The organism is Sphingomonas phyllosphaerae, assembly GCA_036946405.1.
Classification (GTDB): Bacteria; Pseudomonadota; Alphaproteobacteria; order Sphingomonadales; family Sphingomonadaceae; genus Sphingomonas; species Sphingomonas phyllosphaerae_D.
This window is the reverse complement of sequence record JAQIJC010000001.1, coordinates 2853370-2877529: the sequence shown is the minus strand read 5'-3', so window position 1 is coordinate 2877529 and position 24160 is coordinate 2853370. Positions and strand designations below refer to the sequence as shown.

Annotated in this window: 17 protein-coding genes; 4 read left to right on the top strand and 13 right to left on the bottom strand. The window is 67.0% G+C overall.

What is annotated here, in order from left to right; translation table 11 throughout:
- Positions 1–280 precede the first annotated feature (280 nt).
- Positions 281–1252: an IS110 family transposase gene (locus PGN12_13620; protein ID MEH3104930.1), complete on the top strand. Its 972-nt coding sequence runs from the start codon at positions 281–283 to the stop codon at positions 1250–1252.
- A 28-nt stretch (positions 1253–1280) separates the two neighbouring features.
- Here the strand turns inward: PGN12_13620 and PGN12_13615 are convergent, their stop codons facing one another.
- From PGN12_13615 to PGN12_13605, 3 genes are all read right to left on the bottom strand, one after another.
- Positions 1281–2309 carry a cupin-like domain-containing protein gene (locus PGN12_13615; protein MEH3104929.1) on the bottom strand — a complete coding sequence of 343 codons (1029 nt, stop codon included), beginning with the start codon at positions 2307–2309 and terminating at the stop codon, positions 1281–1283.
- 74 nt (positions 2310–2383) lie between these two features.
- Positions 2384–3397 carry a glycoside hydrolase family 5 protein gene (locus PGN12_13610; protein MEH3104928.1) on the bottom strand — a complete coding sequence of 338 codons (1014 nt, stop codon included), beginning with the start codon at positions 3395–3397 and terminating at the stop codon, positions 2384–2386.
- Between the two features lie 78 nt (positions 3398–3475).
- Positions 3476–4438 carry a formylglycine-generating enzyme family protein gene (locus tag PGN12_13605; protein MEH3104927.1) on the bottom strand — a complete coding sequence of 321 codons (963 nt, stop codon included), beginning with the start codon at positions 4436–4438 and terminating at the stop codon, positions 3476–3478.
- 441 nt (positions 4439–4879) lie between these two features.
- Between PGN12_13605 and PGN12_13600 the strand changes: the two genes are divergently transcribed.
- Positions 4880–7534: a malectin domain-containing carbohydrate-binding protein gene (locus tag PGN12_13600; GenBank protein MEH3104926.1), complete on the top strand. Its 2655-nt coding sequence runs from the start codon at positions 4880–4882 to the stop codon at positions 7532–7534.
- A gap of 45 nt (positions 7535–7579) precedes the next feature.
- The gene (gene uxuA, locus PGN12_13595) at positions 7580–8779 is read left to right on the top strand and encodes a mannonate dehydratase (GenBank protein ID MEH3104925.1); all 1200 of its coding nucleotides are present in this window, start codon (positions 7580–7582) and stop codon (positions 8777–8779) included.
- On the opposite strand, the gene PGN12_13590 is transcribed toward uxuA, so the two are convergent.
- The 3 genes from PGN12_13590 to PGN12_13580 form a co-directional block, all read right to left on the bottom strand.
- A complete protein-coding gene (locus tag PGN12_13590) occupies positions 8662–9684 on the bottom strand; it encodes a glycerophosphodiester phosphodiesterase family protein (GenBank protein ID MEH3104924.1) in 1023 nt (340 codons plus the stop codon). The genes uxuA and PGN12_13590 overlap by 118 nt on opposite strands.
- An 85-nt stretch (positions 9685–9769) precedes the next feature.
- On the bottom strand, positions 9770–12274 hold the full coding sequence (locus tag PGN12_13585) for a TonB-dependent receptor (protein ID MEH3104923.1): 2505 nt from the start codon (positions 12272–12274) through the stop codon (positions 9770–9772).
- Between the two features lie 72 nt (positions 12275–12346).
- Positions 12347–13456, bottom strand: a complete 1110-nt coding sequence (locus tag PGN12_13580; protein ID MEH3104922.1) for an ROK family transcriptional regulator — start codon at positions 13454–13456, stop codon at positions 12347–12349.
- A 93-nt stretch (positions 13457–13549) separates the two neighbouring features.
- Between PGN12_13580 and PGN12_13575 the strand changes: the two genes are divergently transcribed.
- Entirely contained in the window at positions 13550–14854 is a 1305-nt protein-coding gene (locus PGN12_13575) for an MFS transporter (GenBank protein MEH3104921.1), read from the top strand.
- 107 nt (positions 14855–14961) lie between these two features.
- On the opposite strand, the gene PGN12_13570 is transcribed toward PGN12_13575, so the two are convergent.
- The 7 genes from PGN12_13570 to PGN12_13540 all read right to left on the bottom strand — a co-directional run bounded on the left by PGN12_13570 (position 14962) and on the right by PGN12_13540 (position 23700).
- Complete coding sequence (locus PGN12_13570) at positions 14962–16098, bottom strand: family 16 glycosylhydrolase (GenBank protein ID MEH3104920.1); 1137 nt, start codon at positions 16096–16098, stop codon at positions 14962–14964.
- 262 nt (positions 16099–16360) lie between these two features.
- Positions 16361–17752 carry a DUF1501 domain-containing protein gene (locus PGN12_13565; protein ID MEH3104919.1) on the bottom strand — a complete coding sequence of 464 codons (1392 nt, stop codon included), beginning with the start codon at positions 17750–17752 and terminating at the stop codon, positions 16361–16363.
- A gap of 1 nt (position 17753) precedes the next feature.
- The gene (locus tag PGN12_13560) at positions 17754–19493 is read right to left on the bottom strand and encodes a DUF1800 family protein (protein ID MEH3104918.1); all 1740 of its coding nucleotides are present in this window, start codon (positions 19491–19493) and stop codon (positions 17754–17756) included.
- Between the two features lie 158 nt (positions 19494–19651).
- The gene (locus PGN12_13555) at positions 19652–20638 is read right to left on the bottom strand and encodes a glycosyltransferase family 2 protein (protein MEH3104917.1); all 987 of its coding nucleotides are present in this window, start codon (positions 20636–20638) and stop codon (positions 19652–19654) included.
- A 74-nt stretch (positions 20639–20712) separates the two neighbouring features.
- Positions 20713–21366: a hypothetical protein gene (locus PGN12_13550; protein ID MEH3104916.1), complete on the bottom strand. Its 654-nt coding sequence runs from the start codon at positions 21364–21366 to the stop codon at positions 20713–20715.
- A gap of 127 nt (positions 21367–21493) precedes the next feature.
- Positions 21494–22879: a Wzz/FepE/Etk N-terminal domain-containing protein gene (locus tag PGN12_13545; protein ID MEH3104915.1), complete on the bottom strand. Its 1386-nt coding sequence runs from the start codon at positions 22877–22879 to the stop codon at positions 21494–21496.
- A 14-nt stretch (positions 22880–22893) separates the two neighbouring features.
- A complete protein-coding gene (locus tag PGN12_13540; protein ID MEH3104914.1) occupies positions 22894–23700 on the bottom strand; it encodes a polysaccharide biosynthesis/export family protein in 807 nt (268 codons plus the stop codon).
- Positions 23701–24160 lie beyond the last annotated feature (460 nt).

The following is a 24160-nucleotide window of genomic DNA, read 5'->3' as shown; positions in this document are numbered from 1 at the left end:
GAAGCAATCCAGGGCCGGATCAGGACGCACTGGATTGCTTCGCTACGCTCGCAATTGTCTGTTGGAGATGACGTAGGGGGGTGGTGTCCTGCATGAGCGGGATGCCCGGCATCAGGTGGCCACCTGATGCCGGGCGCGGGCAACCGGGCCGTCTCGCAATAGGGCTTTTCGCCCGTCGTCATCCCGGTCGGTTGCCCGCTTCCCGTCACGCCTGGTGAGTTGCAGGGGCCGCTCGACGACGCCCGCAGACAATCGCAGGCTATCGCCGAGGATAACCGTCATGACCCGCTCCGCCAACCCCGCCACTGACGCCGCCGCCACCACGCCGACCGGGTTCGTCGGCTGCGACGTCGGCAAGGCCGGCATCGCCGTCTTCGACAGCGTCACCGGCCGCGCCACCACCATCGCCAACACGCCGCTTGCGCTCGACGCCTTTGCCGCCGCGCTGCCGCCCGGGCGCCTGCTGGTCTGCGAGGCGACCGGCGGCTACGAGGCCGCGCTGCTCGCGGCGGCGTCACGCGCCGGCCATGCCATCCACCGTGCCGATGCCCGCCGCGTCAAGGCGTTCATCCGCTCGCTGGGAACGCTGGCCAAGACCGATGCGCTCGATGCCCGTGCGCTCGCGCGCTACGGGCAGGAGCGCCACGAGCGCCTCGACCGCTGGCACCCGCGCGATGAACACCGCCAGGAGCTCGCGACGCTGGTCAACACCCGCAGCGATCTCGTCCGTGCCCGCACCGCGTGCACCAACCGCCTCAAGGCCCCCGGCGCCGGCCCGGTCGCCGCCGAGCTGCGCGCGCTGGTCGCCGCGCACGACCAGGCCATCGCCGCGCTCGAGGCCCGGATCGAGGCGCTGCTCGCCGGCTGCGCATCACTCGCCCGCACCGCCAGCGTCCTGCGCACCATCCCCGGCATCGGCGCGACCACCGCCGCGGCGCTCATCGCCCTCCTGCCCGAACTCGGCACGCTCGGACGGCGCCAGATCGCCAGCCTCGCCGGCCTTGCACCCCATCCCCGCCAAAGCGGCACCGTCGATGGCTATCGCCGCACCCGCGGCGGCCGCCCGGAGGTCAGGCGCGTCACCTTCATGGCTGCCCTCTCCGCCGTCCGCTTCGCGCCCGACATCAAGGCCTTCTACCAGCGCCTCCGTGACAGCGGCAAAAAACCCATCGTCGCCCTAACCGCCGCCATGCGAAAACTCATCACCATCGCCAACGCTAAAATCCGCGATGATGCCGCGCAACTGAGTTGATGACGGATCAAGTCGATGTCACCAATCTTTAAAGGCGTCCGCCCAGCAGGCGGATCAAGAAGCCGCGGAGCCGTTCGGTGCGCGCCGGGCTGGCTGCGGACAGGATGCCGCGCGCCGCCTGGGGCAGATGCGCGCCGGCGTCCGCCGCGTCGTCGGCGAAGACATAATGGTCGAACCACGTTCGCCATGCCGCGCGCGGTGCCGGCGGCAGGTCGCGGATCGCCATCAGCGCGTGGACGAGCGCGCCGAACGGCGATGCGGTTTCGTGATCGGTCCACCAATAGTTCACGAGCACGTTGAGCCGATCGAGCGCGGCGACATGGTGCCACCAGATCGCCGGGATGAAGATCGCGTCGCCCGGCTCCAGCTCCGCGACCTGCGCGTGCGCGTGCGCCGCCGCGAAGTGCGGATAGCGCGCGAGGTCGGGCTCGTCGGGGTCGACCATGCTCGAGGGCGGGCCGGCCAGCGTATTGTCGAGCGGGCCGATGTAGAGGTTGGCGAGCTGATCGGGCGGGAAGAGCGTGAAGCGACGCCGCCCGTGGACGACGCAGGCGATGTTGTCGGACTGATCGTAGTGCGTCGCGACGCGGGTCGCGTTGCCGATCCACAATCGTGCGGGGGCGTCGCCGGTCGGCAGGTCCAGCGCATTGTCGGCTTCCCAGCCGGGCAGATGCTCGGGCGCGGTCGCGGCATTGGCGTAGAGCGCGTGCGGCGCGGCGTCGTCGTCGGTGGCGTAGCTGAGCAACTGACCAAGCAATTGTCCCAGCGCGACCCTTTGCCGGTGGAAGTTGAAGCCGGTGAGGTCGTCGTTGTAGAAGAAGCGGCCACCGATTTCCGGCGCGCCGATCATCACGTCGAGCGGCTGCCCGCCGCCGAAGCCGGCGAGATAGGCGGCGATCGCGCGGTCTCCGCCTGCGCCAGCGCGCACCGCCGCCCAGTGGCGCACCTGTCCGCGCAGCACGACCGGTGCGTAGCCACTTGCTACCTCGGTCGCGAAGGTGGCGGCATCGACCGCGGCGCGTTCGGCGACGCGGCCGGGTGGTGGCAGCGTCGGCATCGCCCATCTCCCCTTACCGGTCCGGCGGTTCAGCGGGAGGGCATATATCCTTTCATGACAATGCGATACGTTGCTTAGCGGCGGTCGGGGATCAGCGCAGCGCGGATCGGTTCCACCCAGCGGTCACGATCGATGTCGTAGACGATGAAGTCGCTGTCGAACTGCCAATACGCCCAGGGGAAACCATGCGCCTCCGCCTCGCGTCGGACCGTCGCGGTGTAGCGCGCGCGTGCGGCGATTGGGGTGCCGCTTTTCTCGTATGCGCCGAACTCGCCCATCAGCACCGGACGATCGTTCGCCTTCGACCAGGCGGCGACCTTGTCATAGTCGGCGCGGATGCGTGCCTCGTCGGCGGCGGTGAAGGGGATGTTCTTGAGCTTGGCGGTGTCGCCCGCCCAGGATGCGCCCTGATGCGTGAAGCGGAACGGTTCGTAGGAGTGGAAGGTGACGACGATGTTGCGATCTTCCTTGGGGAGTTGCAGCGTCGGCAGCTCCTCGAGATTGTTCCAGCGCGTTGGGCCGATCACCAGCGTCCGGCGCGGGTTGCTGGCGCGGACGAGCGGGATCAGCTTCGCGAGCATCGCGTTCCAGCGCGCGGCGTCCAGTGGGGCATGCGGCTCGTTGAGCAATTCGAACAGCACCGTGTCGGGGGCGTCGCGGTAACGCTCGCCGATCTGTTGCCAGAAGGCGAGCAGCTTGGGCTCGCACGCGTCGGGATCCTTCGAGCAGACGTCGAAATCATGTTCGTCGAGGATGACGCCGAGACCGGCCGAGGAGGCTTCGCGGACGACCCAGTCGAGCGTTTCCAGCCATTTGGGGTCGAGGCGGTTCCGCGCATCCATGTGCCGGAACGATTGCAGCACGACGCGAACGAAGTCGAAGCCGCCCTTGCGGATGATCTGGAAATGGCGGGCCTTGAAGCGTGCCTTGGATCGGTCCTGCCAAAGCGGATCGTAGCCGATGATGTTGACGCCGCGCTTCAGCCGCGTGGCGCTGGCCCATGCCGGACCAGCCCCGGCAGCAGCCGGCGTATCGACGGGGGCGGCAAGGGAAATGGCGGCGCTCAGCAGAAGAAAACCCAGGGGCATCAAGCCGATCCTTCGCGAACAGAGACGATGGCCGTCACGATAGATTGCGTCGTCGGCCATGTCTTTCGACAAAATCCGTCAACGATGGCGAAAGCGCTTGCTGCCGCTTGCCTCGCGCATGACGCAGCGGAAGCCGATATGGGTGGTCGAGGAGTCGATCGCCTGCGGGTGGCGGGCGGCAGGGCGGTAGCGCTGGCAATAGTTCTCGGCACAGAGATGCGAACCGCCCTTGATGACCTTGCGGGCGATCCCCGGCAGGGCGGCATCGTGACTGTCCCGCTCGCGCGCGCCGCGCGGGTTCGCCGGGACGGCGCAACAATCGCCAGACGACCTCGCCTTCGACTTGCCCGCATCGACGGTGCGCGCGGGCAGGCCGTACCAGTCGTCGGTCCATTCCCAGACGTTGCCGATCATGTCGTAGAGCCCGAAGCCATTGGCCGGATAGGTGCGAATCGGCGAGGTGCGTTCGTAGCCGTCGAGCAACTGGTTGGCGTAGGGGAACAATCCTTGCCAGTAATTGGCGAGCATGGCGCCGCCGGGCGCAAGTTCGTCACCCCACGCATATTCCGCGCCGTCGAGCCCGCCGCGTGCCGCATATTCCCATTCGGCTTCGGTCGGGAGCGACTTGCCGGCCCAGGTGGCGTAGGCCAGCGCATCGACATGCGCGACGTGAACAACAGGGTGGTCGTCTAAACCGTCAAGATCGCTGTCGGGCCCGAGCGGATGATGCCAGTCCGCACCGTAGCGGAAGTGCCACCATTGGCCGTAGTCGCCGAGGTCGACCGGCCCGGCGGTGCGTTCGAAGACGAGCGAGCCGGGCTTCGCCATATCGGGCGCAAGGCCGGGATAGTCCCGCGGATCGGGCGCAATCTCCGCCAGGGTGACGTAGCCGGTCGCGTCGACGAACCGGCGAAAGGCCGCGTTGGTGACCGGGACTTCGTCGATCCAGAACGGATCGACGCTGACGAGGCGCGTCGGTGCCTCCTCCGGGTAGAAGGCCGAGGAACCCATCCGGAAGCGGCCGCCGTCCAGCCGACGCATACCGTCATATCGGCTGTCCCCGGCAATATCAGCCGCCATCTTCATATCGTTTCTCTCTTCCGCCTAGCGACACTTCGACCCCCGGCACGCAGGTCATCCCGTCACGGTGCGAACATCTTCGACGGGCGGCGGGGGCAGCGTCAATAGACCGCAGCGCCAGTAAGAACGCTATCGGTGGTCGTGGCCGAGCGGGTTATGTGCGCGCGGTGGCCAGACCGTTCTTGCTGGCCCGCTATCTGTTGCAAACTAAACCTGTCTTACCAAATTTGCCGCTCCGTAGCTAATGTCGATGGCGAAAATACTGGAACAGCAAAGGAAGGTATGCACGTTGATCGGCGATTAATTGGAACATCGAAGGTTCGGGCTGCGCCTGCGGAGGTCCAGCAATAAAAACTGGTCAGGCCGATTTGGTCGATCTAAGGTGGGGCGAGGGAGAGGGATATGAGGGTACGGCTCGGATCGGTCGCGCTTGCCATGCTGCTGGCTGCGCCCGCCTTCGCGCAGGCGGATCGCCAGATCGTGCCGCTGTCGCAAGGCTGGGAATTCAGCCGTGGCGGCGCGATGCCGGACGACGTCACCCGCGCTGCGGCCCGGCGCTGGGAGCAGGTTTCGGTTCCCCATACCTGGAATCGCGTCGGCTATTACGTTCCCGATCCACAGGATCATATCAACCGCGCCGCGACGATCGACAAATATCAGGGGGTCGGCTGGTATCGCCTGACTTTCATTCCGCCCCCCGGCTTCGACAAGCGACGGGCGTGGTTGCAGTTCGATGCGGCGAGCCGCACCGCCGAAGTGTGGCTCAACGGACGGCGACTGGGCGCGCACCGCGGCGGCTTCTCGCGGTTCCGTTTCGACGCGAGCAGCGCGCTGCGGGCCGGTCAGGCCAATGTTTTGCTGGTCAAGGTCGACAACACGCAGCCCGATGGAGACAGTTCCACCGCCGACGTGCTTCCGCTCGCCGGCGACTTCTTCGTCCACGGTGGTTTGTATCGCCCCGTCAGCCTGATCGGCACCGATGCCGTGCATATCGACATGCTCGATGCGGGCGGTAGCGGCATCCTTGCGACGACGCGGTCGATCGATGGAGGAAGGGCGCAGATCGACGTACGAGTGAGGGCACGCAACGACCGGAAGCGCCGGCAAGCCAGCCAGATCATCCTCAGGTTGCTCGATGCGAGCGGCAACATGGTGGCGACGGATGCGCGGCGTGTAATGCTGAACGGCGGCGCCACGGCAGAGACGACGCAGGTGCTGACGGTCGCGGACCCGCATCTGTGGAACGGTGTCGCCGATCCTTATCTGCACCGCCTCGTCGTGGAGATCGCCTCGCCATCGGGAACGGTGTTCGACCGGGTCGAGCAGCCGTTCGGCATCCGTACGATGCGTGCCGATCCGGTGCGTGGCTTCCTGCTCAACGGCCAACCGCTGCGGTTGCACGGTGTCGGTTACCATCAGGATCGCGAGGGCAAGGGCTGGGCGACCACGTCGGCCGACATCGAGCAGGATGTCGCGATGATGCGCGACATGGGCGTCAATTCGATCCGGCTGACGCATTACCAGCATGGGCAGACGATCCACGACCTCGCGGACCGCTATGGGCTCGTGCTGTGGGACGAGATCCCGCTGGTGTCGAAATGGACGCATGGCGAGGCGATGACCGCCAGCCCGGCGCTGCGCGAGAACGCGCGACAGCAATTGCGCGAGCTGATCCGGCAGAACGGCAACCATCCGTCGGTGGTGAGCTGGGGGATCGCCAACGAGGTCGATTTCGGCAAGTCGATCCCGGCGTTCATCACCGCCAGAAGCGGTGAAGCGCCCGATCCGCTGCCGTTACTGCATGAGCTGGACGCCTTCGCCAAGGCGGAGGATCCGTCGCGCCCGACCGCGCTCGCCACCTGCTGCGAACGCGATATCGATCCGACCTCCGACGTGCCGATTACCGCGGTCGCCGCCGATCTGGGCGGTGCGAACCGCTATTTCGGCTGGTATTTCGGCACGCCGGCCGATCTCGGGCCGCACCTCGACGACCTTCATGCCAGACGTCCCATGCAGCCGCTGTCGGTCACCGAATATGGCGCAGGCGGTGCGACGACGATCCACACCGACAATCCGCTGGGCGGGCGCGTCGACCAGCGCGGGCGCAACCAGCCCGAGGAATATGAGAGCTATATCCACGAACGCGCGTGGGAGACGCTGTCGGCCAAGCCGTACCTGTGGGGGACGTGGCTGTGGAATTCGTTCGATTTCGCCACGACCGTGCGGCGCGAGGGCGATGGAATCGACATCAACACCAAGGGGCTGGTGACCTACGACCGCAAGATCCGCAAGGACGCCTTCTACTTCTACAAGGCGAACTGGAACGCGGCGCCGACCGTGCACGTCAACGGCAGCCGCTATGTCGATCGCGCCTATCCCGCGACCGAGGTGCGCGTCTATTCGAACGCGCCGCGCACCGAATTGCGCATCAACGATCGTCTTGTCGGCACGCTGGCGGCCTGTCCGCAGATGACCTGCGTCTGGCCGAAGGTCGCGCTGACCGTAGGCGCCAATCGCGTCGTCGCGCGCGGTCTGTTCCCGGACGGCGTGCAGGAGGATGCGGCCGTGTGGCAACTGGCACCCGAGGCGCTGCGCTCGATCCACATCGACAGCGGCGCGCTGGTCGCCGGCGCCGTCGCCGGAAAGCGATACGGCTCCGACAACTTCTTCGACGGCGGCAAGGCGGGACAGCTCAACGCCTGGTCGGGCTATGGCCCGCGCCCGGCGCCGAAGGTGGTTCAGGGAACGAGCGAGGGCGCGGTGGTGGAAACCTATCGCGAAGGGCGCTTCTCCTATGAGGTGCCGGTCGCCGATGGTCGTTATGCCGTTGCGCTGACGTTCGTCGAACCGTCGCTGGCGGCAGGGGCGCGCCGCTTCGACGTGATCGCCAACGGCAAGCGCGTGCTGTCGGGCTTCGATGTCGCTCGGGCGGCGGGCGGGACGATGAAGGCGGTCACTCGCCGCATCCCGGTGCAGGTGGCCGACGGGACGTTGCGGCTGGCGTTCGTGCCCGTCGAAGGCGACGCGATCGTGTCGGCGATCGAGATCACGCGATGACACCGCCGTTCAGACGTACAATGCAGGAAGGTCAGTGACGTGTTGATGACGCAGACGATGCGCTGGTTCGGGCCCAACGATCCGGTCCGGCTGCATCATATCCGGCAGGCGGGTGCGACGGGGATCGTCACTGCGCTCCACGAGGTGCCGAACGGCGCGGTGTGGACGCGCGACGCGATCGCGGCGCGATCGGCCGAGATCGCAGCGGCGGGGCTCGAGTGGCGCGTGGTGGAGAGCCTGCCCGTCGACGAAGGGATCAAGACCCGATCGGCCGACTGGGATCGGCTGATCGATCATTACCGCCAGTCGCTGATCAATCTCGCGGCGTGCGGCATCGAGGTGGTGACGTACAATTTCATGCCGCTACTCGACTGGACGCGCACCGATCTGGCGTGGGAACTGCCCGATGGCGCCCGCGCGCTGCGGTTCGAGGCGGTCGCGGTCGCGGCATACGACATGTTCATCCTGCGGCGACCGGGTGCGGCCGACAGCTATGACGCGGCGACGCAGGCGGCGGCCGAAGCGCGCTACGCGGCGATGGATGCAGCGGCGCGCGACAGGCTGGAGCGCACGATCATCGCCGGGCTGCCGGGGAGCGAGGAAGGCTTTACCTCGGTGCAGTTCCTCGAGGCGATCGGCAGCTATGCCGGGATCGACGCAGGGCGGCTGCGCGACCATCATGTCGCCTTCCTCGAGGCGGTGTGCCCGGTGGCGGATGACCTCGGCCTTCGCCTCGTCGTGCATCCCGACGATCCGCCATTCCCGATCTTCGGGTTGCCGCGCGTCGTCAGTACCGAGGCGGATGTCGCCGACCTGTTCGCGCGCGTTCCCAACCGCTCGAACGGGCTGTGCATGTGCACGGGGTCTTTCGGCGTGCGCACCGACAACGATCTGCCGGGAATGGTCGACCGGCAGGGCAGCCGGATCGGATTCCTCCACCTGCGCTCGGTCCAGCGCGAGCCGGACGGCGCGTTCCACGAGGCGGAGCATCTGCGCGGCGACGCCGATATGGCGGCGGTGGTCGCGGCGGTGCATCGCCTGTCGGTGCGCGAGGGGCGGAGCATCCCGATGCGTCCTGACCACGGGCATCAGATGCTCGACGATCTGCACCGGCAGACCAACCCGGGCTATTCGCTGCTTGGCCGGATGCGCGGGTTGGCCGAACTGCGCGGGCTCGAACGCGGGATCGCCTTCGCCGCCGGACGGGCTTCGTCGCCGGTACGCGCTGGGCGCAGCGACCGGTAGCGGAGCAGCGCTTCGACGGCATCGGTCTGGATCAGGCGGACGCCCATGTCGGCGAGCCGTCCCCAGACGGCCTCGGGATGGTGGCGGGCTTCGGGATCGCCGCCCATGCCGGTGACGAAGCCCTTGAATAAGGTGTTGATCCAGACCGGCACGTGCAGCGCGTCGGCGCGCTGCACCACGGCAGGCAGGGTGGCGAGCGGAAGGACGGGCAGCTCGAAGGCGATCGGCTTGATGCGACCGCGCATCTGGTTGGCGACGATCTGCGGAACGTCGGCCGCGTCGGGAGCGGCGGTGATCGGGATGACGACGAACGGGGCCGCGTCATAGGGCGGGATCGACGCGAGCGGCACCGAGGCGATCCCCGCGAAGGTCTTGACGATCACCCGGTCCCGCGCGCCCGCGCGGCGGACCGCCTCGATGACCTCGCCGTAGATCATGTCCTTGACGTCGAGATTGAGGACGATCCGGTCCTTTGCGAGCGCAAGCAGTTCGTCGAGCGTCGGAATCGCCTGATCGGTGAGCGCCGCGCCCGCGCCACCTTCGTCCTGTCGCAGGCGCAGCGCCTTCAACTCGGCAAGGCTGAGGTCGGCGACCTTGCCGGTGCCGTTGGTGGTGCGATCGACGCTGTCGTCATGCATGATGACGAGATGACCGTCACGACTGCGCCGGACGTCGGTTTCCATGACGTCCGCGCCGAGCGTCACGCATTGGCGCAGCGCGGCAACCGAATTCTCCGGCGCGCTCGCGAGCCCGTGGAGCGGTGCCGCTTCGTGACAGCCGCGATGCGCGATCACGATCAGGCCGCCGTGGGGATCGGCGATCCGGCGCAGCGCATCGCCGGGAGCTGCGTGCGCGGCGGCGCAGGAGAGACAGACGCCGATGGCGGCGAGAAGCGCACGGTGCATGAAAGGCTTTCGTCCTGGAAGTTCGGAGCGGCGGGCGGCCGATATGGGCCACCCGCCGGTGATGGCATGGGGTGTCAGTCGCGCTTCACCACGTGCGGCTGACGATCAGGCGGACGTTGCGGCCGAACAGCGGGCGACCGAAGATCGCGGTCGGCACGCCCTGTCCGAAGCGGTCGCCCGCGGTGTTGCCCTCGCTGAAGCCATGCGCGTTGGTGACGTTGTCGCCGACCACCTGGAACTGCCACGGTCCGGTCGTGACGATCCCGCCGACGCCGAACGAGCCGTAGGCGGGCAGCGCGGTCGAGTTGAAGAAGTCGGTATAACGCTGGCTGACATAGTCGTAGCGGCCGTAGAGGCTGACGGTCGCAGCGCCGATGGCGAAATCGGCGGTCGGGCGGATGTTGAGGAACAGCTTGGGCTCGCGGACGATCTGCTTGCCGTTGGCGCGGCTGCCGTCGAGGCCGGTGTTGCTGCTAAAGTTGAGGTAGCGCGGCCTCTGGAAGGTCACCGATCCGGCGAGCGAGAACGGCCCCGGCAGCCGAAGACGACCGTCCGCCTCCATGCCCTTCGTCTCGGCAGTGCCGATGAAGGTGGTCGTCACGTCCGCGCGCCCGGTCGCCGGGTTGAAGCCCGCGAAGCTGGCGTTGAGCGGGTCGAACTTGGTGTAGAAGCCGGTGACGTAGAGGTACGAGCCGCCCGTCGCGAGCTTGACGCCCGCCTCGTACAGCTTCGCCTTCGTCGGGACGACGGTGGGGGTCGGGTAGTTGAAGGCGATCGTCGTGCCGACCGGCACGGCGAGCTGCGAGGCGCGCAGGTACATGCCGATATCGTGGCTCAGGTCGTAATTGGCGCCGACGGTCCAGTTGGTCGCCTGTTGCTTCAGCCGCAACGTTCCGATCATGCCGGTGAAGCCGCGCGTCTTGTCGTCGGCCAGCGTCGTCGGATCGCCGAGATTGTACGTCGCGCTCAGCCGGGCATAGCCGCTGTAGCTGTACCATTCGCGGCGGATGCCGCCGTCGAGGCGCAAGCGATCCGTGATGTCCCAGGTGTCGGTGCCGTAGAGCGCGATCAACTGCCCGTCGACATTGCCGGCGTTCAAGGAAACCGCATCGTTCAGCGATCCCTTGTCCGTCACGTAGCCGAGTACCGCGCCGGCCGCCGAATAAGCGGCGAGATCGAGCGTGCGTGGCTGCGATTTCACCTGAATGAGATAGTTTTGATAGGCGGTGAACATCTTCTGGCCCCAGAGCGAGCCGTAAGTGCCGATGCGCAGATCGTGCGTGCCGATGCCGGTGTCGAACTTGCGCGTGACCGACATATCGCCCTGCGTCGCGTAGAAGTCGGTCTGGATCGAGCGATATTGCGCCTGCATCACCAGACCTGAGTCACGCGACGGATCGTAGCGGTCGAGCCCGTTGCTGCCGGCGAAGCTGTAGCCGAGCCCGGCGACGTTCGCGCCGAACGCGGTGGTCGCGGCGGCGGCATAGCTGTTGGCGAAGGCGGTCGCGTCGACCGGGTTGGAGGTCGAGTAGAAGGCGTCGAAGTGGACGTTGCCGAACGTCATGCCGCCCTTCGCGGAGACGTGCCAGTCACCGTAATCGCCCTCATAGTCGAGCGCGGCATTGCCGAAGCGGATGTGGCGGCCATTGGCGAGATCGCCGCGCTGGGTGCGGATCGCGCCGCCGGGATCGCGGTAGCGAATGGCGACATCGCGCAGCGCGGGCGTGTTCAGCGTGCCGGTGAAATAGTCGATATATTTGTTCAGGCTGACCTTCGGATCGCGCGGATCGTTGGTCGGGATCGACAGATAGAAGACGTTGTGGTCGTCGGTATATTGCCCGGACAGCTTGATGAAGCCGTTCGACAGGTCGTGCCGGATGTTCGCCCGGATCTGACCGCCGCGATCGCTGGGAAAGCCTGAGTCGCGATAGCCGTCGTGACGGCGCAGGAAGCCGCCGATCGCGTAATAGGTGTCGCCGCCGAGCGGCCCGGCCTGATAGGCGTCGAGCCGGTAATAGCCCGTATCGCCGACCGTCGCCTGCACCTTGCCGCGCGTCGTCGGGGTGCCGGTGACGGTGATGACGTTGGCGATCGCGGCCGCGGTGCTGGCATAGATGGGTGCCGGGCCGCCGCGCACGACCTCGATCCGGTCGGTCATCAGGTCGAGGCGGTTCATGCCGTCGCCCTGGTTGAAGAACCAGCCGTCCAGTTCCTGGTACAGCGGCAGGCCGTCCTGCTGATAGTAAAGGAACCCGCGATCGGTCGGGATGCCGCGCACGCGGGTGATGTTCTGCACCTCGCCGCCGGTCGCCTCGACATGGATGCCGGGCAACGTACCGATCAGGTCGGTCGTGCTCTTCGGCGCGAGCTTCTGGATGTCGTTTTGCGACAAAGAGTTGACCGCATAGGAAACGTCGAAGCGCCGTTGCTGACGCGCCGAGCCGGTCACGATGATGTCGGACGGCACGTCGTTCTCGGTCGCGGCGGTCGTCGCGGCATCGGTGGTCGCGGTATCGGCCTGCGCAAATGCTGGCTGGTTCAGGAACGGCGTGGCGTACAGCGCGACGCTTATCAGCAATCTGGTCTTCATCTCGGCCCCCGGTGATCTCGATGCCGGGCGCGATGGCGATGAACGATGACAGTTTTATTTTCTTACATGTAATTAATTCGTCGCCCCCGCGGTGACCGCGTGGACAGGGATCATCGCCGCGCCGATGACAACCGCGCGGCTACCGATCGTCGAGGCATGGATCGCGGGCAGCGTCGATCGAAAGCCGTCGCTGCGACGCCGTGATCGCTCCGCCAAACCCTCCGCGATCTGCCGCAGCAGCGCTGGCGGCAGCGCCCCGGAGATGACGATCGCGCCGGGATCGAGCCAGACCGTCCCGCTGGTCACCGCCAGATCGAGCTGGGCGATGACACGATCGCGCCACGTGGCGATCAGCGGTGCCTGCGTGTCGAGGAGCGCCTCGATCTCCGCGAGCGAATCGATCGCGACGCCCGCCTCGTGGAGGACGCGGAGCAGGTCGATCCCCGAGGGACGCTCGCGGTCGCCGGGGAAGAGGCGCCCCACCTCGCCGGCATTGCCGTGTTCGCCAAGGAACAGGTCGCGTTCAGCGATCAGCCCGCCGCCGATCCCATGGCCGAGAAACAGCGTGAGGACCGAGCGGTAGCGACCGATGATGCCGTCCTGATAATATTCGGCGAGCGCCGCCGCGCTCGCGTCGTTCTCGATCCAGACTGGCATCCCCAAGGCGTCGCCGATCACCTCGGCGAGCGGCACCTCGTTCCACCCCGCGACGCGATCGACGACGATGCGCCGGTTGCGGTCACCGGGCAACGCATAGCCGGGAACGGCGACGCCCATCCCGAGAAACTTGCCGCGCATGAAGCCGTGCGTCGCGGCGAGCACCTGCAGCCGTTTCTCTACGGTCTGCGCGAAGACGCGCGGATCGGGGCTGTCGAACGGCGTGGTGTCGTGAACGATCGGCCGTCCGCGAAAATCGACGATCACGAGTTCCAGCCAGCCGGGATGCGGCGTCGCGCCGATCGCCCAGCCGCCATGTCCCGACACGGTCAGCGGCAGCATCGGCCGCCCGCGCCCGTGCGGATCGCAGGCGTCGAGTTCCTCGATCAGGTCGAGCGCAAGGAGCGACTGAGTCAGCCGCGTCATCGTCGCACCGTTCATCCCGAGCAACTGCGCGAGCCGGGTGCGCGGCGTGGCACCCTCGATCCGCAATTGCATCAGCACCCGGCGTTGCGGCTCGTTCAAGCGGATTTGCGGGTGGTGAGAAGGGGGCATGATGAGCGGATATATTTACGACGTGTCAAATAAATGAAAGCGGGTGGTAATAGGCGGTGTCCGATGACTCGCCTCGCATCCGCTTCAACATCGCGGCCGTCGCTGCGCCTGCCCATGCAGGTGAGCTATAGCGCCGCCAATCTGGGCAAGAGCGTGGTGTGGACGAGCTTCGAGAGCATGATGCTCTATTACCTCGTGTCGATCGCCGGGTTCGGGTCGCTTGCCGCGGGCGTGTCGTTGGCGGTCGCGCTGCTGGGGGACGCAGCGCTCGATCTCGCGATTGCGCGCTGGACCGACGCGCGTGGTGGCGCGCACGATCTCGCCAGACTGGTCGTGATCGGCGCGCCACTGTGCGGCGCTGGGTTCTGGTTGATCTTCGTCCTGCCGACGCCGGCTGCGGTGGCTGCGGCGATCCTGTTGTGCCGGATCGGTTACTCGCTGTGCGACGTCGGCCATAACACCTTGCTGATCCGCGTCGCGCATGGCCCCGGCGATGCCGCGCGGGTCTCGGGATTGCGGCTGTTGTTCAGCGCCGCCGGGGTCGCGTTGCTGGCGCTGGCGTCGGGATCGAGCCTGTCGCTCGCAGGAGCCGCCGCCCAGCGTCAGTCCTTCGCCAGCGGCGCGATGGTGGGCGGGGCGCTATATGTCGGGACGCTGTTGCTGGCCGTCTGGTCGACGCGCAGGCTCCCGCCACCGCCGGGCGGGGCCGGCAACGCTCGGGCGATGCTGCCGCTGCGCGCCTATTGGGCCAATCCGCCGTTCCGGCGCCTGCTGCTGCTGATCGCGGCGCAGGCGGCGTTGGTCCCGGTGTTCCAGCGCGCGTTGCCTTTTTACGGCGCGGCGGTGCGCGGTGATCCGGCATGGGCGGGGGCGGCGTTGCTGACGTTGACGATCGCGCAATCGCTCGCGCTGCCCGGCTGGATGGCGGTGGCACGCCGCTGCTCTTCGTCCGCGATCGCGATCGCGGCGCACGGGGTAACCGCGCTGGTGCTGCTGGCGCTGACGATCACGCCCGCCAGCCGTGGCGAAACCATGCTGCTGGCGTGTCTGGGGGTGGGTCTGGGCGGAATGAACCTCGCGATCTGGGCATTGCTGACCGCAACGGTCCGGGACGCGATGGCGGAGGGCGCGCAGCATGAGGCGACGCCGGTCGGATTGTTCCTGGCGGTGCTAAAGACCGCCGCGGCATTCGGCACGTTGCTGTTTGCCGCGATCGTCGCGCTCCGGCCGCTGCGATTGCCGCTGCCCAACGGTGCGTCGGTCGAACTGGTTTCGTTGATGGCGACGATCGTACCGATCGCAGGCAGCGTCATCGCGCTCGCGCTGCTGGCCGGCGGCGATCGACGCTGTGCTGTCGGCGCGAGATGATCGATGCGTGAGCGGGCCGCGACGGCGATCGTGCAGCGCGGATGCGGGTGAGACGGTCGCGCCACCCGCATCCATGATCGCCGCTCTTCACGCCACCGCTGCGACCGTCATCCGCGCGGTTTCCAGGCGGTGATGTAATCCACCTCCAGCGACTGCGGATAGGTGATCGCGCCGGTCTTCGGCGTCTTGGTCGCCAGATTGACCAGATAGTAGAAGGGCGAGGTGAAATAGTCGGCGTCCGCGACGAGGCGGTCGACTTCCTTGCCGTCCATGTAGATCACGATCGCGGGCTTGCCGTCGATCCTGGCGATGCCGCGCAGATCGATGCCATAGGTATGCCAATCGCCGTCACCGATCGTATCCGACAGGCTGTAGCCGCTGAAATTGCCGCTCGACTTCCCGCTCTGCCAGCGGTGGATGGCGTGGTGATGGCCGCGCTTGTTGCCGAGGCCGTAATATTCGATGCCGTCGACCTCGAGGTGGCCGCGGTTCTTGGGATCGTCGGGGCTGAGCAGCCAGAACGCCGCCCACGTGCCCCATGCGGTCGGCATCTTCATGCGCGCTTCCCAATAGCAACCCGCGCAGGTGTAGCCCGACTGGTTGGGCTGGATCATCGCGGCCTGATAGGCTTGCGTCGAGCTGACCGACTGGACCAGCCCGCTGCGCGCGTCCGACGCGTCCTGATACGCATTGAGCACCAGCTTGCCGTTCGCGAAGGTGTAGGCGGCACCGCCCGCAGCGTCGAACTTGGTGTTGCCGAAGTCGGAGTGGCCGCGGGCGAAGAGCATCGGGCCGGCGAGGCTGACCGACCCGTCGAACGTCTCGCAATGATCGATCCTGGCGTTGAGCAGGCTCAGCGGACGTCCGACATACCGCTCATCCCAGCCGTTGACGCCGCCGCTCTTGACGGTGATCTCGGGCAGCGATGACGTGTCGGTCTGCGCGTAATTGCCGGTGCAGGGCGAGGCCGCGCCGATCTCCGTCGGGGTCGGGAGCGCGAGGCTGCCGGAGGACTGGCCAGCGCCGCTGGTCGGTGCTTCGGAGGGCGACGATGCCGGTACGGCGGTTGGTGCGGGCGTGGGGCTCGGCGTCGGGGCGGGGGTGGCCTCTGCCGTTGCTGGCGGCGTCGCGACGACCGTGACGGGAGCGACGCTCCCGGTGGCGGAACCGGACGACTGGCCGCCGCCGCAAGCGGCAAGGCTGGTGAGCAGCAGGGAGGAGAGCGCAGCGCGATGGTAGGTCATGCCGATGCTTGTCGCATCGCGCGCTTAGCTTCTGGCTAATCAACAGGGTTACCGGCGATTAACCGTCAAGAATTCGATGGTTGTTGCGGAAGATCCTGGCGCGGTACCGCCCGATCGTTACGGATGTGGAAAGTCTCACAGGCACTTGTGACAATAAAGCAGCCGCCCGGACGCGATGTCGTGTCGCGGCCGGGCGGCTGATGATCTTCTATAGAAGTCCGCGAGATGCGACGTGGATGTTCGATAGGTTCGGTGTGACGTTTCAGCCGAGAAAGCCGACATCGCGGGTCGACGCGTCATAGTTGCCGATGTTCGGCAGCACCGTCGCCATCTCCCCGGCCGAAACGCCGAACCAGCTCGCGAGCGTGGCGGCATATTGATCGACCGCCATCGTCGGGAGCAGCCGGCCGTGCCCGACGTCGCTGGCGGTGCCGTTGCCGATCTCGGGTGGCGTGCCATAGAAGCGCCGTCCGCTCACTGCGCCGCCGACCGCGAAATGCATCGATCCCCAGCCGTGATCGGAGCCGTCGTCGTTCGACACCAGGGTGCGTCCGAAGTCCGAGGCGGTGAACGTCGTGACCTTCTCCGAGACGCCGAGCGCGACGGTGGTGTCGTGGAAGGCGCGGATCGCCTCGCTGACCCGCTGCATCAGCACGGGGTGATCGGTTGCGAGATTGTCGTGCACGTCGAAGCCGCCCATCGACACCATGAACACCTGTCGCCGCATGCCCAGATCGGCCGAGACCGAAATCATCCGCGCGACCATCTTGAGCTGGTCGGCAAGGGAGTTGGACGCCGGGAACAACGGGAATGCCGACGCGGGGGCCTGCGTCAGCGCGCCGGTCACCTGATCGTAGGTGTCCAGCGCGCGCCGGGAGATGGCCGCATGTTCGGTCGCCAGCAGGTTCGGCGACTGCGCCGTCATCATTGCTCTCAGCGCCTGCTGCGCGGCGGACGAGCTGTAGAGCGTCGAGGCACGGCCGAGCAGGGCGACCGGGCCGCTGGTGCCGACCGAATAGGACAGCGCGCTGCGGCCGCTTAAAAACACTGCATTGCCGCTGGCGTTCATGCAGGTGAGCGTCGCGGCGCCGTTGCCGTTCTGGAACACGTCGCCGATCCGGCCGCCCCACCCCGAAGGCGCGCCTTCCGGGTTCGAGGCCATGAAGAAGCTCTGCTGATCGTTATGGCTGAACAGTCGCGGCGGCAGCCGGACGGACTTGGCGGTGAACTGTGCCTTGGTCGTCGGCTGCGTCAGCGTGCCGACGTTGAGCATGACGGCCATGCGCCCGGCGTCGAACAGCGGCTTGAGCGCGGTCATGGTCGGCGCGAGCGCATATTGCCGGCCGCCGCCAAGATCGACCGATGGCGTCAGCGCCGTAGCGGCGAGCGCCTCGCGTTCGAGCGCGATGTTGCGGCGTGCGGCGTAATAGAGGCCGTGACCCGCCGTGTCATAGGGCACGACCGTATTGGCATAGTCCATGCCGCCATAAAGAAAGACGCAGACCAGAGCCTTATAGTCGTTGGCGGTCGCGGCCGCGGCCTCGCCGATCGCGCCGAGGCTGGTCAGGAAGGGGGCGGCAACGCCAGCCATGCCGAGCGCGCAGGAACGCTTGAGAAAGGCGCGGCGTGACTGATCGTGGACGAATCGGCTCATGTTACTTCACCACCAGGAATTCGGGAGCGGCCAGCGTCAGCAGGATCGCGATGCCGACACGGTTGATGAGGCCGTTGCTGGCCGACACGGAGACGCTGTCGACGGCAGCCTTGATCATGGCCGTACTCGCCGCGGAGAGCTGGCCGGCGGCGAGGAGCAGGTTCACCTCGGTGACCAGAGCCGAACTGTCCCCGGCGATCGCCAGCATGTCGGCATAGTCGGCGGTGACGTCGCCCATGCCCTTGCCGACCACCTTCTGCATGTAATTGACGTAGCCGATGACGGATTGTTCGTTGGTCAGCTGGAATTCGGGCGCGACCAGTCCCGCCTGTGCGACGGACGTCGCGGGCGGCGTGTAGCCGGGGCGATAGAAGTTGAAGACGCTCGGGCTGCGGCCGGGCGACTGGCCGAGCGCGTTCGGCACTGATGACGTGTCGCCGAAGCCCCAGGCGTCGGAGGGCGAACCGGCCTTGAAGGCGCGCGCCCAGGCGGTCAGCCGCAGGATCGGTGCCCGCAGCCTTCCGGTGGTCGTGCTGGCAAGCGTGGCGGCCGAGCGCGCGTCGGCATCGAGCAGGATCGCGGTGATCACCGCCTTCATGTCGCCGCGCACGCCGGTGCCGTTGTCGGTGAACACTGCCGAGACGCGCGCGACATAGGCGGGCGAGGGGTTCGAGGTCACCAATTTCTGGATCAACTGCCGCGAAACGAACGGCGGAAGGTTCGGATGCGCGAAGATGGTGTCGAGCGCAGCCTTGACGGCGGCCATGCCTTCGCCCGAAACGGTCGTCCCCAGGAAGCTGGATGCGCCGGTTTCATGCCAGGCGGCGTTCATCTGGAGCGGCAGGCGCGTACGTTCCGTGGTCGCCGAGACGTTCGATGCCCAGGTGAGGCCGGTGAACACGCGCGCCAGACCGGACACGTCGGCGACGGTGAAGGTTTCCGATGCCGCCAGATCGGCCGTTTTCGGCGTGCCGTCCGGTGCCAGCAATTGCGTGCCGAGCGTGAAGAGCTGCAACAATTCGCGCGCGTAATTCTCGTCGGGTTGCGCGCCGGTGCTCGGATTTGCCTTGCGGTTGCCCATGTAGGTCAGGAACATCGCCATCGCCGGGCTGAAGGTGACGGCGTTCAGGATGTCGCGGTAATTCCCGAACGCATTGTCGAGCAGTGCATCGACATAGGCAGCCATCGTGAACTGCCGGAAGCTGCTGACCAGCCCGCCGATGCCGACGACCAGAATGTCGAGCAACGCCATGCCGACGCGTTGGCGAAGCTGGCCGGGGTCGGTGATGAGCTGCCGCCACATCGTGTTGTCGAAGCCGGCGTGATTGCCCTCGTTTTCCGGGACGCCATAGCCGCGGGCCGTAAGCCAGTCCCAGTGCGACGTCGCACGAGGCATTGCGAACTGTTCCTTGAGCCACGCCGAATAGCCCGTCGCCACCAGCGCGTCGATCGACGCGCGCGTCGCGCCCATCGTGGCCTGTTGCAGAAAGCGGCTCGCCTCCGCGGCGGTCGGCTTCGCCTCGACCACGACGACCGGGGTGGTCGGGCCGGCGACCGACGGCGTCGACGCCGCGGGGGCCGGGGTCGCGTCGCTTCCCCCGCCGCCGCCACATGCTTCCAGCAACAGCATCGCAGCCAGTGCCGGTGCTGTTTTGGCAGCGCCCGACGTGCTGTCCGGCTGGACGCACGGCTGCTCTGCCTCGCTGCACAAGGGCAGCGACGCTCCGTCGTTTTCGAACAACGTCTTATTCCTGTAGATGGCGGCGCGGGCCGCTCGCTTCTGTCCCGCTGCCTCTAAACAGGCTTACTTAATAAGCAGTTGAAGGGGGTGACGGCGCGCGCCGTTCGTGGCGCGGCGTCGACCTGCGCAGGTCGGCGATGTCAGGCGGTAGAAATATTTCAACGTTTCGCGAACCGGGCCTTGATCTTGTGCGGCAGGCGGTGGCGGAAATAACGATCCGCCCCCTTGTAGAGGAAGTAGCTGAGGCCCGGATGCCGCGCGAAGCGGGTGATCGCGGCGGTCAGCCGGCCGCCCTTGACGTCCGACTTGAACTGGACGCTCTGATCCGAGGCGATGGTCGCGCGCATCGCGGTGCGCAACGCGGCGCTTTCCGCAGCATCGAGCTTCGCGCCGTAAAGGTCGCCGAAGAACGTGTAGATCGGGAAATGCTCGTCGAAGCGATATCGCGAGGTCGATGCTGCCGAAGCCTGACCGGAGATCTCACCACGGGCGGTGGTGTAGATGTACATCGGCTGCGCGACCACGCGCCCCTTCGCGCCATGCGCTAGCAGCTCCATGTAGAAGAGCGAATCCTCGCCCATGTGATATTCCGGGCGATATCGGACGCCGGTCTGCGTCAGGAACGCGCGCCGGATCACCGGCTTGAGCAGGCCCCATTTGAAGCTGCGCCCGATGCGTTCCTCAACGAGGTGCGTGGCGAGCGTCCATTCGCGATCGGGGGCATCCGGTCGCGACGAGGCGCGGGAGATCTGCTCGGCGGTGGCGTCGTAGAACAGCTGGTTGTCCGCCACGATGTCGAGCGCGTGTCGCTCGGCATAGCCGACCAGCGTGGCGAGGCGTTCCGGCGTGAAGGCATCGTCGGCGTCGAGCACCGCCACCCAGTCGCCGCGGGCTTCCTCGATGCCGCGGTTGCGCGCGACGCTCTGCCGGCTGTTCCGTTCGAGCGGTACGACCCGCACCCGCGCGTCACGCGCCGCCAGCGACCGCGCCATCTCCAGCGTGTCGTCGGGCGAGGCATCCTCGACGATGATCGCTTCCCAATCGGTCAGCGTCTGCGCGGCGAGGCTGTCGATCGCGCGTGTGAGCGTCGCGGCCGCCTTATAGGCGGCGATGACCACGCTGACCTTGACTGTCGATTCTGTCACCACGCCCCCAACTGACTGATCCGATGCGCAACTTGCCTGCGTTTAGGGCGGCAACCGCCGCGCGGGCAAGCGACTCAACCGGTGAGCATGATCCCGCCCACGACCGACAGCCCGGCATCATCGCAGCTGTCCAGCATCCGCGATGCCCGCCGCGCACGGGTGACCCCGTCACGGGTCACCAGCAGCGCACCCCCGGCGGCGAGCGCGGCGACCTGATAATCGTTGGACGTCGCCGCCGCGCCGGTGTCGATGAAGATCGCGCCGAATTCGGCGCGGCGCCGCTCGATGAGCGATTGAAGCGGGCTATGGATCAGCGGCGTCTGCTCCACCTTCAGCAGGTCCGCCGCGGGCACCACCGTCAGATTATCCAGCCCGCGGATACGCTGCCCGCCGATCGGCGTGGGCTGCGAGGTCATCGAGCCGAACTTCAGATGCAGGCTGGGGTTCTGCATGTCGGCGTCGATCAGCAGGGTAGGAACCCCGCCGGTCGCGAACAGGCAGGCGAGATTGGCGGCGACGGTCGACCGTCCTTCGTAGCGATCGGGGCTGATGACCGCGAGCGCGCGATGGCGGTCATCGCCACCGAACCAGCGGAGCGCGAGCGTTTGCGCAAGCCGGCGCAGGTCGGCGGCACGCGACGAATGCGGATTGCGGAGCACGACGATGTCGTCGCTCACCTCGGCGACATGGGCCGCGGGGTGCGGGTTGAAGGAAATGTTCGTGTCCACTGCTCACCTCGACTTGCGTGCGGCGGTCCCGTTCGAGCGGCTTGTCAGTCGCCAGGCTGTCGGGCCCATGTGTTCGTTGCGTCACCCCGGCTACCCACGATCGTCGCGAACAGCCGGACGCGGCTGACTAGGGCTTCGCTGACGGCAACAGGCCCGCGACGAACCGCGGCAGCTGCGTCTGGCGGTGCCCCTGCGGGCGGATGCTGCCCAGATCGGGGATGCCGAGCAGCGTTTCGAGCTGCGAGCTCAACCGGATGCGGCGGTCGAGGAACTCGAGTGCCAGCACGATCGCGACGCCGAGGCCGAGGCCGAGGATCAATCCCGCGAGCACGCTGCGCAGGCGACGCGGCGCGATCGGGGTCGGATCGACCGCGGCTTTCGACAGCAGCGAGATGTTGTTCTCGGCGTTGCTGCCAAGCGTCAGCAACTGTGCGCGACGCTGCGCGACCTGATCGTAGGACGTGCGCAGATTGGCGAGATCCTGCTCCAGCACCGACACTTCGTTCTGGTCGGCGCGGGCACGGATGACCTCGTCGCGTTGCCGCTTGACCGCCGAGTTGAGCCCGCCTTCGGCAGCCTTGGCCTGGGCGGCGGCAGCAGCGGCGCTTTGGCGGATCAGACGCTGTTGCGCCGCCAATTGCCCCCGCAGCCCTGCAAGCTGCGACACAAGCTGCTTATAATCGGGGTGGTTGGCACCCAGCGTCGTCTGGAGCAACTGCCGCTGCCCCTCGACCCGCGCGATCTCGGTCTGCAGAGACTGCACGACCGGGCTGGACAGCGCGTCGGGCAGCGCGGCGCCGCCAGCGCGCGATGCCGCCGCGGCCGATTGCGCCTGCGCACTCGCCAGCCCGGACGACAAGGCGGCGAGTTGCGCGGTATCGGGATCGCTGTCGCCCTTCGACGAGACGATGCCGAGCTGACGCTCCTTGGCGGCGAGCGCCTTCTGACGCTCGGTCATCTGCTTGGCGATCGCATCGAGCTGCTTGGTGTAGGCGGCGACCGTCCGTCGCGCCGGTTCGCCTTGCAGATCGACGTTCACGTCGATGAAGGCCGTGGCGAAGGCGTTCGCCATCTGGGCGGCGAAAACCGGATCGCCGCTTTGATAGCTGATCTCGATCACGCGCGAGTTGACCGCGCTGGACGCCACGTTGAGCCCGCCGCTGATCTGGCGCGCAATCTCTTCCTCGAGCGGGCCGCTGCTCGGATCCCATCCGAAGCGTTCGGCAGCGCCGGGCGCCTTGGCGAGCCCGGTGCGTGCGACGACCTGACGCGCCACGCGTTCGCTCTTCAGGATGTCTTCCTGCGTCAGCAGATAGTCGGACGAGAGCTGCTCGGCGATCGTCCGCGAGCCGAGCGTCTCGGGCGACTGCACGACCGCGACCACCGACGCGGTCGCCGAATAGGTCGACGGCCAAAACAGGGCGTACAAGACCGCCAGCGTCAGCCCGAGCGCACCGCACAAGGCGATCACCAGCCAGCGGAGCCGCAGGACCTTCAAGATATGCGCAATCACGGCGATGATCCTATTCAGAAGATGCGCGAACCGACGACGATCAGGTCGCGCGGCTTGACGGGCTCGCCGGACTTCGCCTTGAACGTCCGATCGGTGGCATTTTCGTTTCGCGTGACCTTCACGCGTCCGGCCGACCCGCGCGGGGTGAGGCCGCCGGCGATTGCGATCGCGCGGCCGACCGTCAGGTTGGGCTCGATCGGATAGGAGCCGCCCTTCTGGACCTCGCCGGAAATGTAGAAGGTCGCCGCATCGTTGACGATCAGCGTGTCGCTCGGTTGCAGCACCACGTCGGTCCGGCCGAGCAGCACGTCCTGGGCAGGGATGGTGCGCTTTTCCGCGCCGTTCCGAATCAGTTCGATCGTCCCGCCGCCCGCGCCGAGCACCGCTCCGGCGCGCGCAAGCACGTCGCTGATCCCGATCTGGCCGCGTTCGAGCGGATATTCGCCCGGCTTGGTGACGTTGCCGAGCACCGACACGGTGCGGCTGCGATAGGTCTGCACCAGCACGTTGACCACCGGCGCCTTGAAGATGTCCGCCGCGCGGAGGCGCCGTGCGATCTCGGCGCCGGCCTCGGGCGCGGTCATGCCCGAGACGCGGACGGTGCCCACCGAGCCGAGCGGGATCGTGCCGTCCGCACCGACCTCGACGACGGAACTGTAATCCGGGGCGCGATAGACCATGACCGACAGGATGTCGCCCGGGCCGATCTGATACGACCGGTTCTCGGTCGCGGCGGCCTGTCCGGCCAGCGCGGGCGTGAAGGTCGACGTGACGGCGACCGCACCCAGCGCCATCGCGCATGCGATTTTCGGCAGTAACATCGCGGAATGATCTCCTTGCCAGCGGCGGTGGGTCACGAGGGGAACAGTGTCATCGATGAGCAAGATAGCATGAGCTCTCCAGTACCGGCGGGTGTAACTCTTTACAATCAATGCGGCATCAGCCCGACGTCCGGCCGCCGACCTGCCGCCCCTCCGATCTCGATCTTGTGCTCCCCCGGGCGGCTGCCGATCAGCCGAGTGCCCGTGCAGACTTCGCCTGCCGCACTTGCCCGGCGTGTAAGGGTTTCGTGAAAAGGCGCAAAGGCCAATCGCTCGACCTCCTTCCGAAAAGCGTTCATTTCGAGACACAAGCACGTCGTTTCTTGATGCCGTCGTCCGGGTCTGCGCCTAAGCTGCGCACTTCTTGGCGTGGCAGGCGATGCCATGGCGGCAACCGCCGCTTGCGCAGTGCAGCATAAACGGGGTAATTCATTCAAATGCCCGCCATCCTTCGCCCAGG

Bases quoted from the DNA above. Each gene is read 5' to 3' on its own strand.
- PGN12_13570 (MEH3104920.1), bottom strand. From the start codon at position 16,098: ATGACCTACCATCGCGCTGCGCTCTCCTCCCTGCTGCTCACCAGCCTT.
- uxuA (MEH3104925.1), top strand. From the start codon at position 7,580: ATGACGCAGACGATGCGCTGGTTCGGGCCCAACGATCCGGTCCGGCTG.
- PGN12_13540 (MEH3104914.1), bottom strand. From the start codon at position 23,700: ATGTTACTGCCGAAAATCGCATGCGCGATGGCGCTGGGTGCGGTCGCC.
- PGN12_13605 (MEH3104927.1), bottom strand. From the start codon at position 4,438: ATGCGTCGGCTGGACGGCGGCCGCTTCCGGATGGGTTCCTCGGCCTTC.
- PGN12_13620 (MEH3104930.1), top strand. From the start codon at position 281: ATGACCCGCTCCGCCAACCCCGCCACTGACGCCGCCGCCACCACGCCG.
- PGN12_13600 (MEH3104926.1), top strand. From the start codon at position 4,880: ATGAGGGTACGGCTCGGATCGGTCGCGCTTGCCATGCTGCTGGCTGCG.
- PGN12_13610 (MEH3104928.1), bottom strand. From the start codon at position 3,397: ATGCCCCTGGGTTTTCTTCTGCTGAGCGCCGCCATTTCCCTTGCCGCC.
- PGN12_13565 (MEH3104919.1), bottom strand. From the start codon at position 17,752: ATGAGCCGATTCGTCCACGATCAGTCACGCCGCGCCTTTCTCAAGCGT.
- PGN12_13590 (MEH3104924.1), bottom strand. From the start codon at position 9,684: ATGCACCGTGCGCTTCTCGCCGCCATCGGCGTCTGTCTCTCCTGCGCC.
- PGN12_13585 (MEH3104923.1), bottom strand. From the start codon at position 12,274: ATGAAGACCAGATTGCTGATAAGCGTCGCGCTGTACGCCACGCCGTTC.
- PGN12_13575 (MEH3104921.1), top strand. From the start codon at position 13,550: ATGACTCGCCTCGCATCCGCTTCAACATCGCGGCCGTCGCTGCGCCTG.
- PGN12_13615 (MEH3104929.1), bottom strand. From the start codon at position 2,309: ATGCCGACGCTGCCACCACCCGGCCGCGTCGCCGAACGCGCCGCGGTC.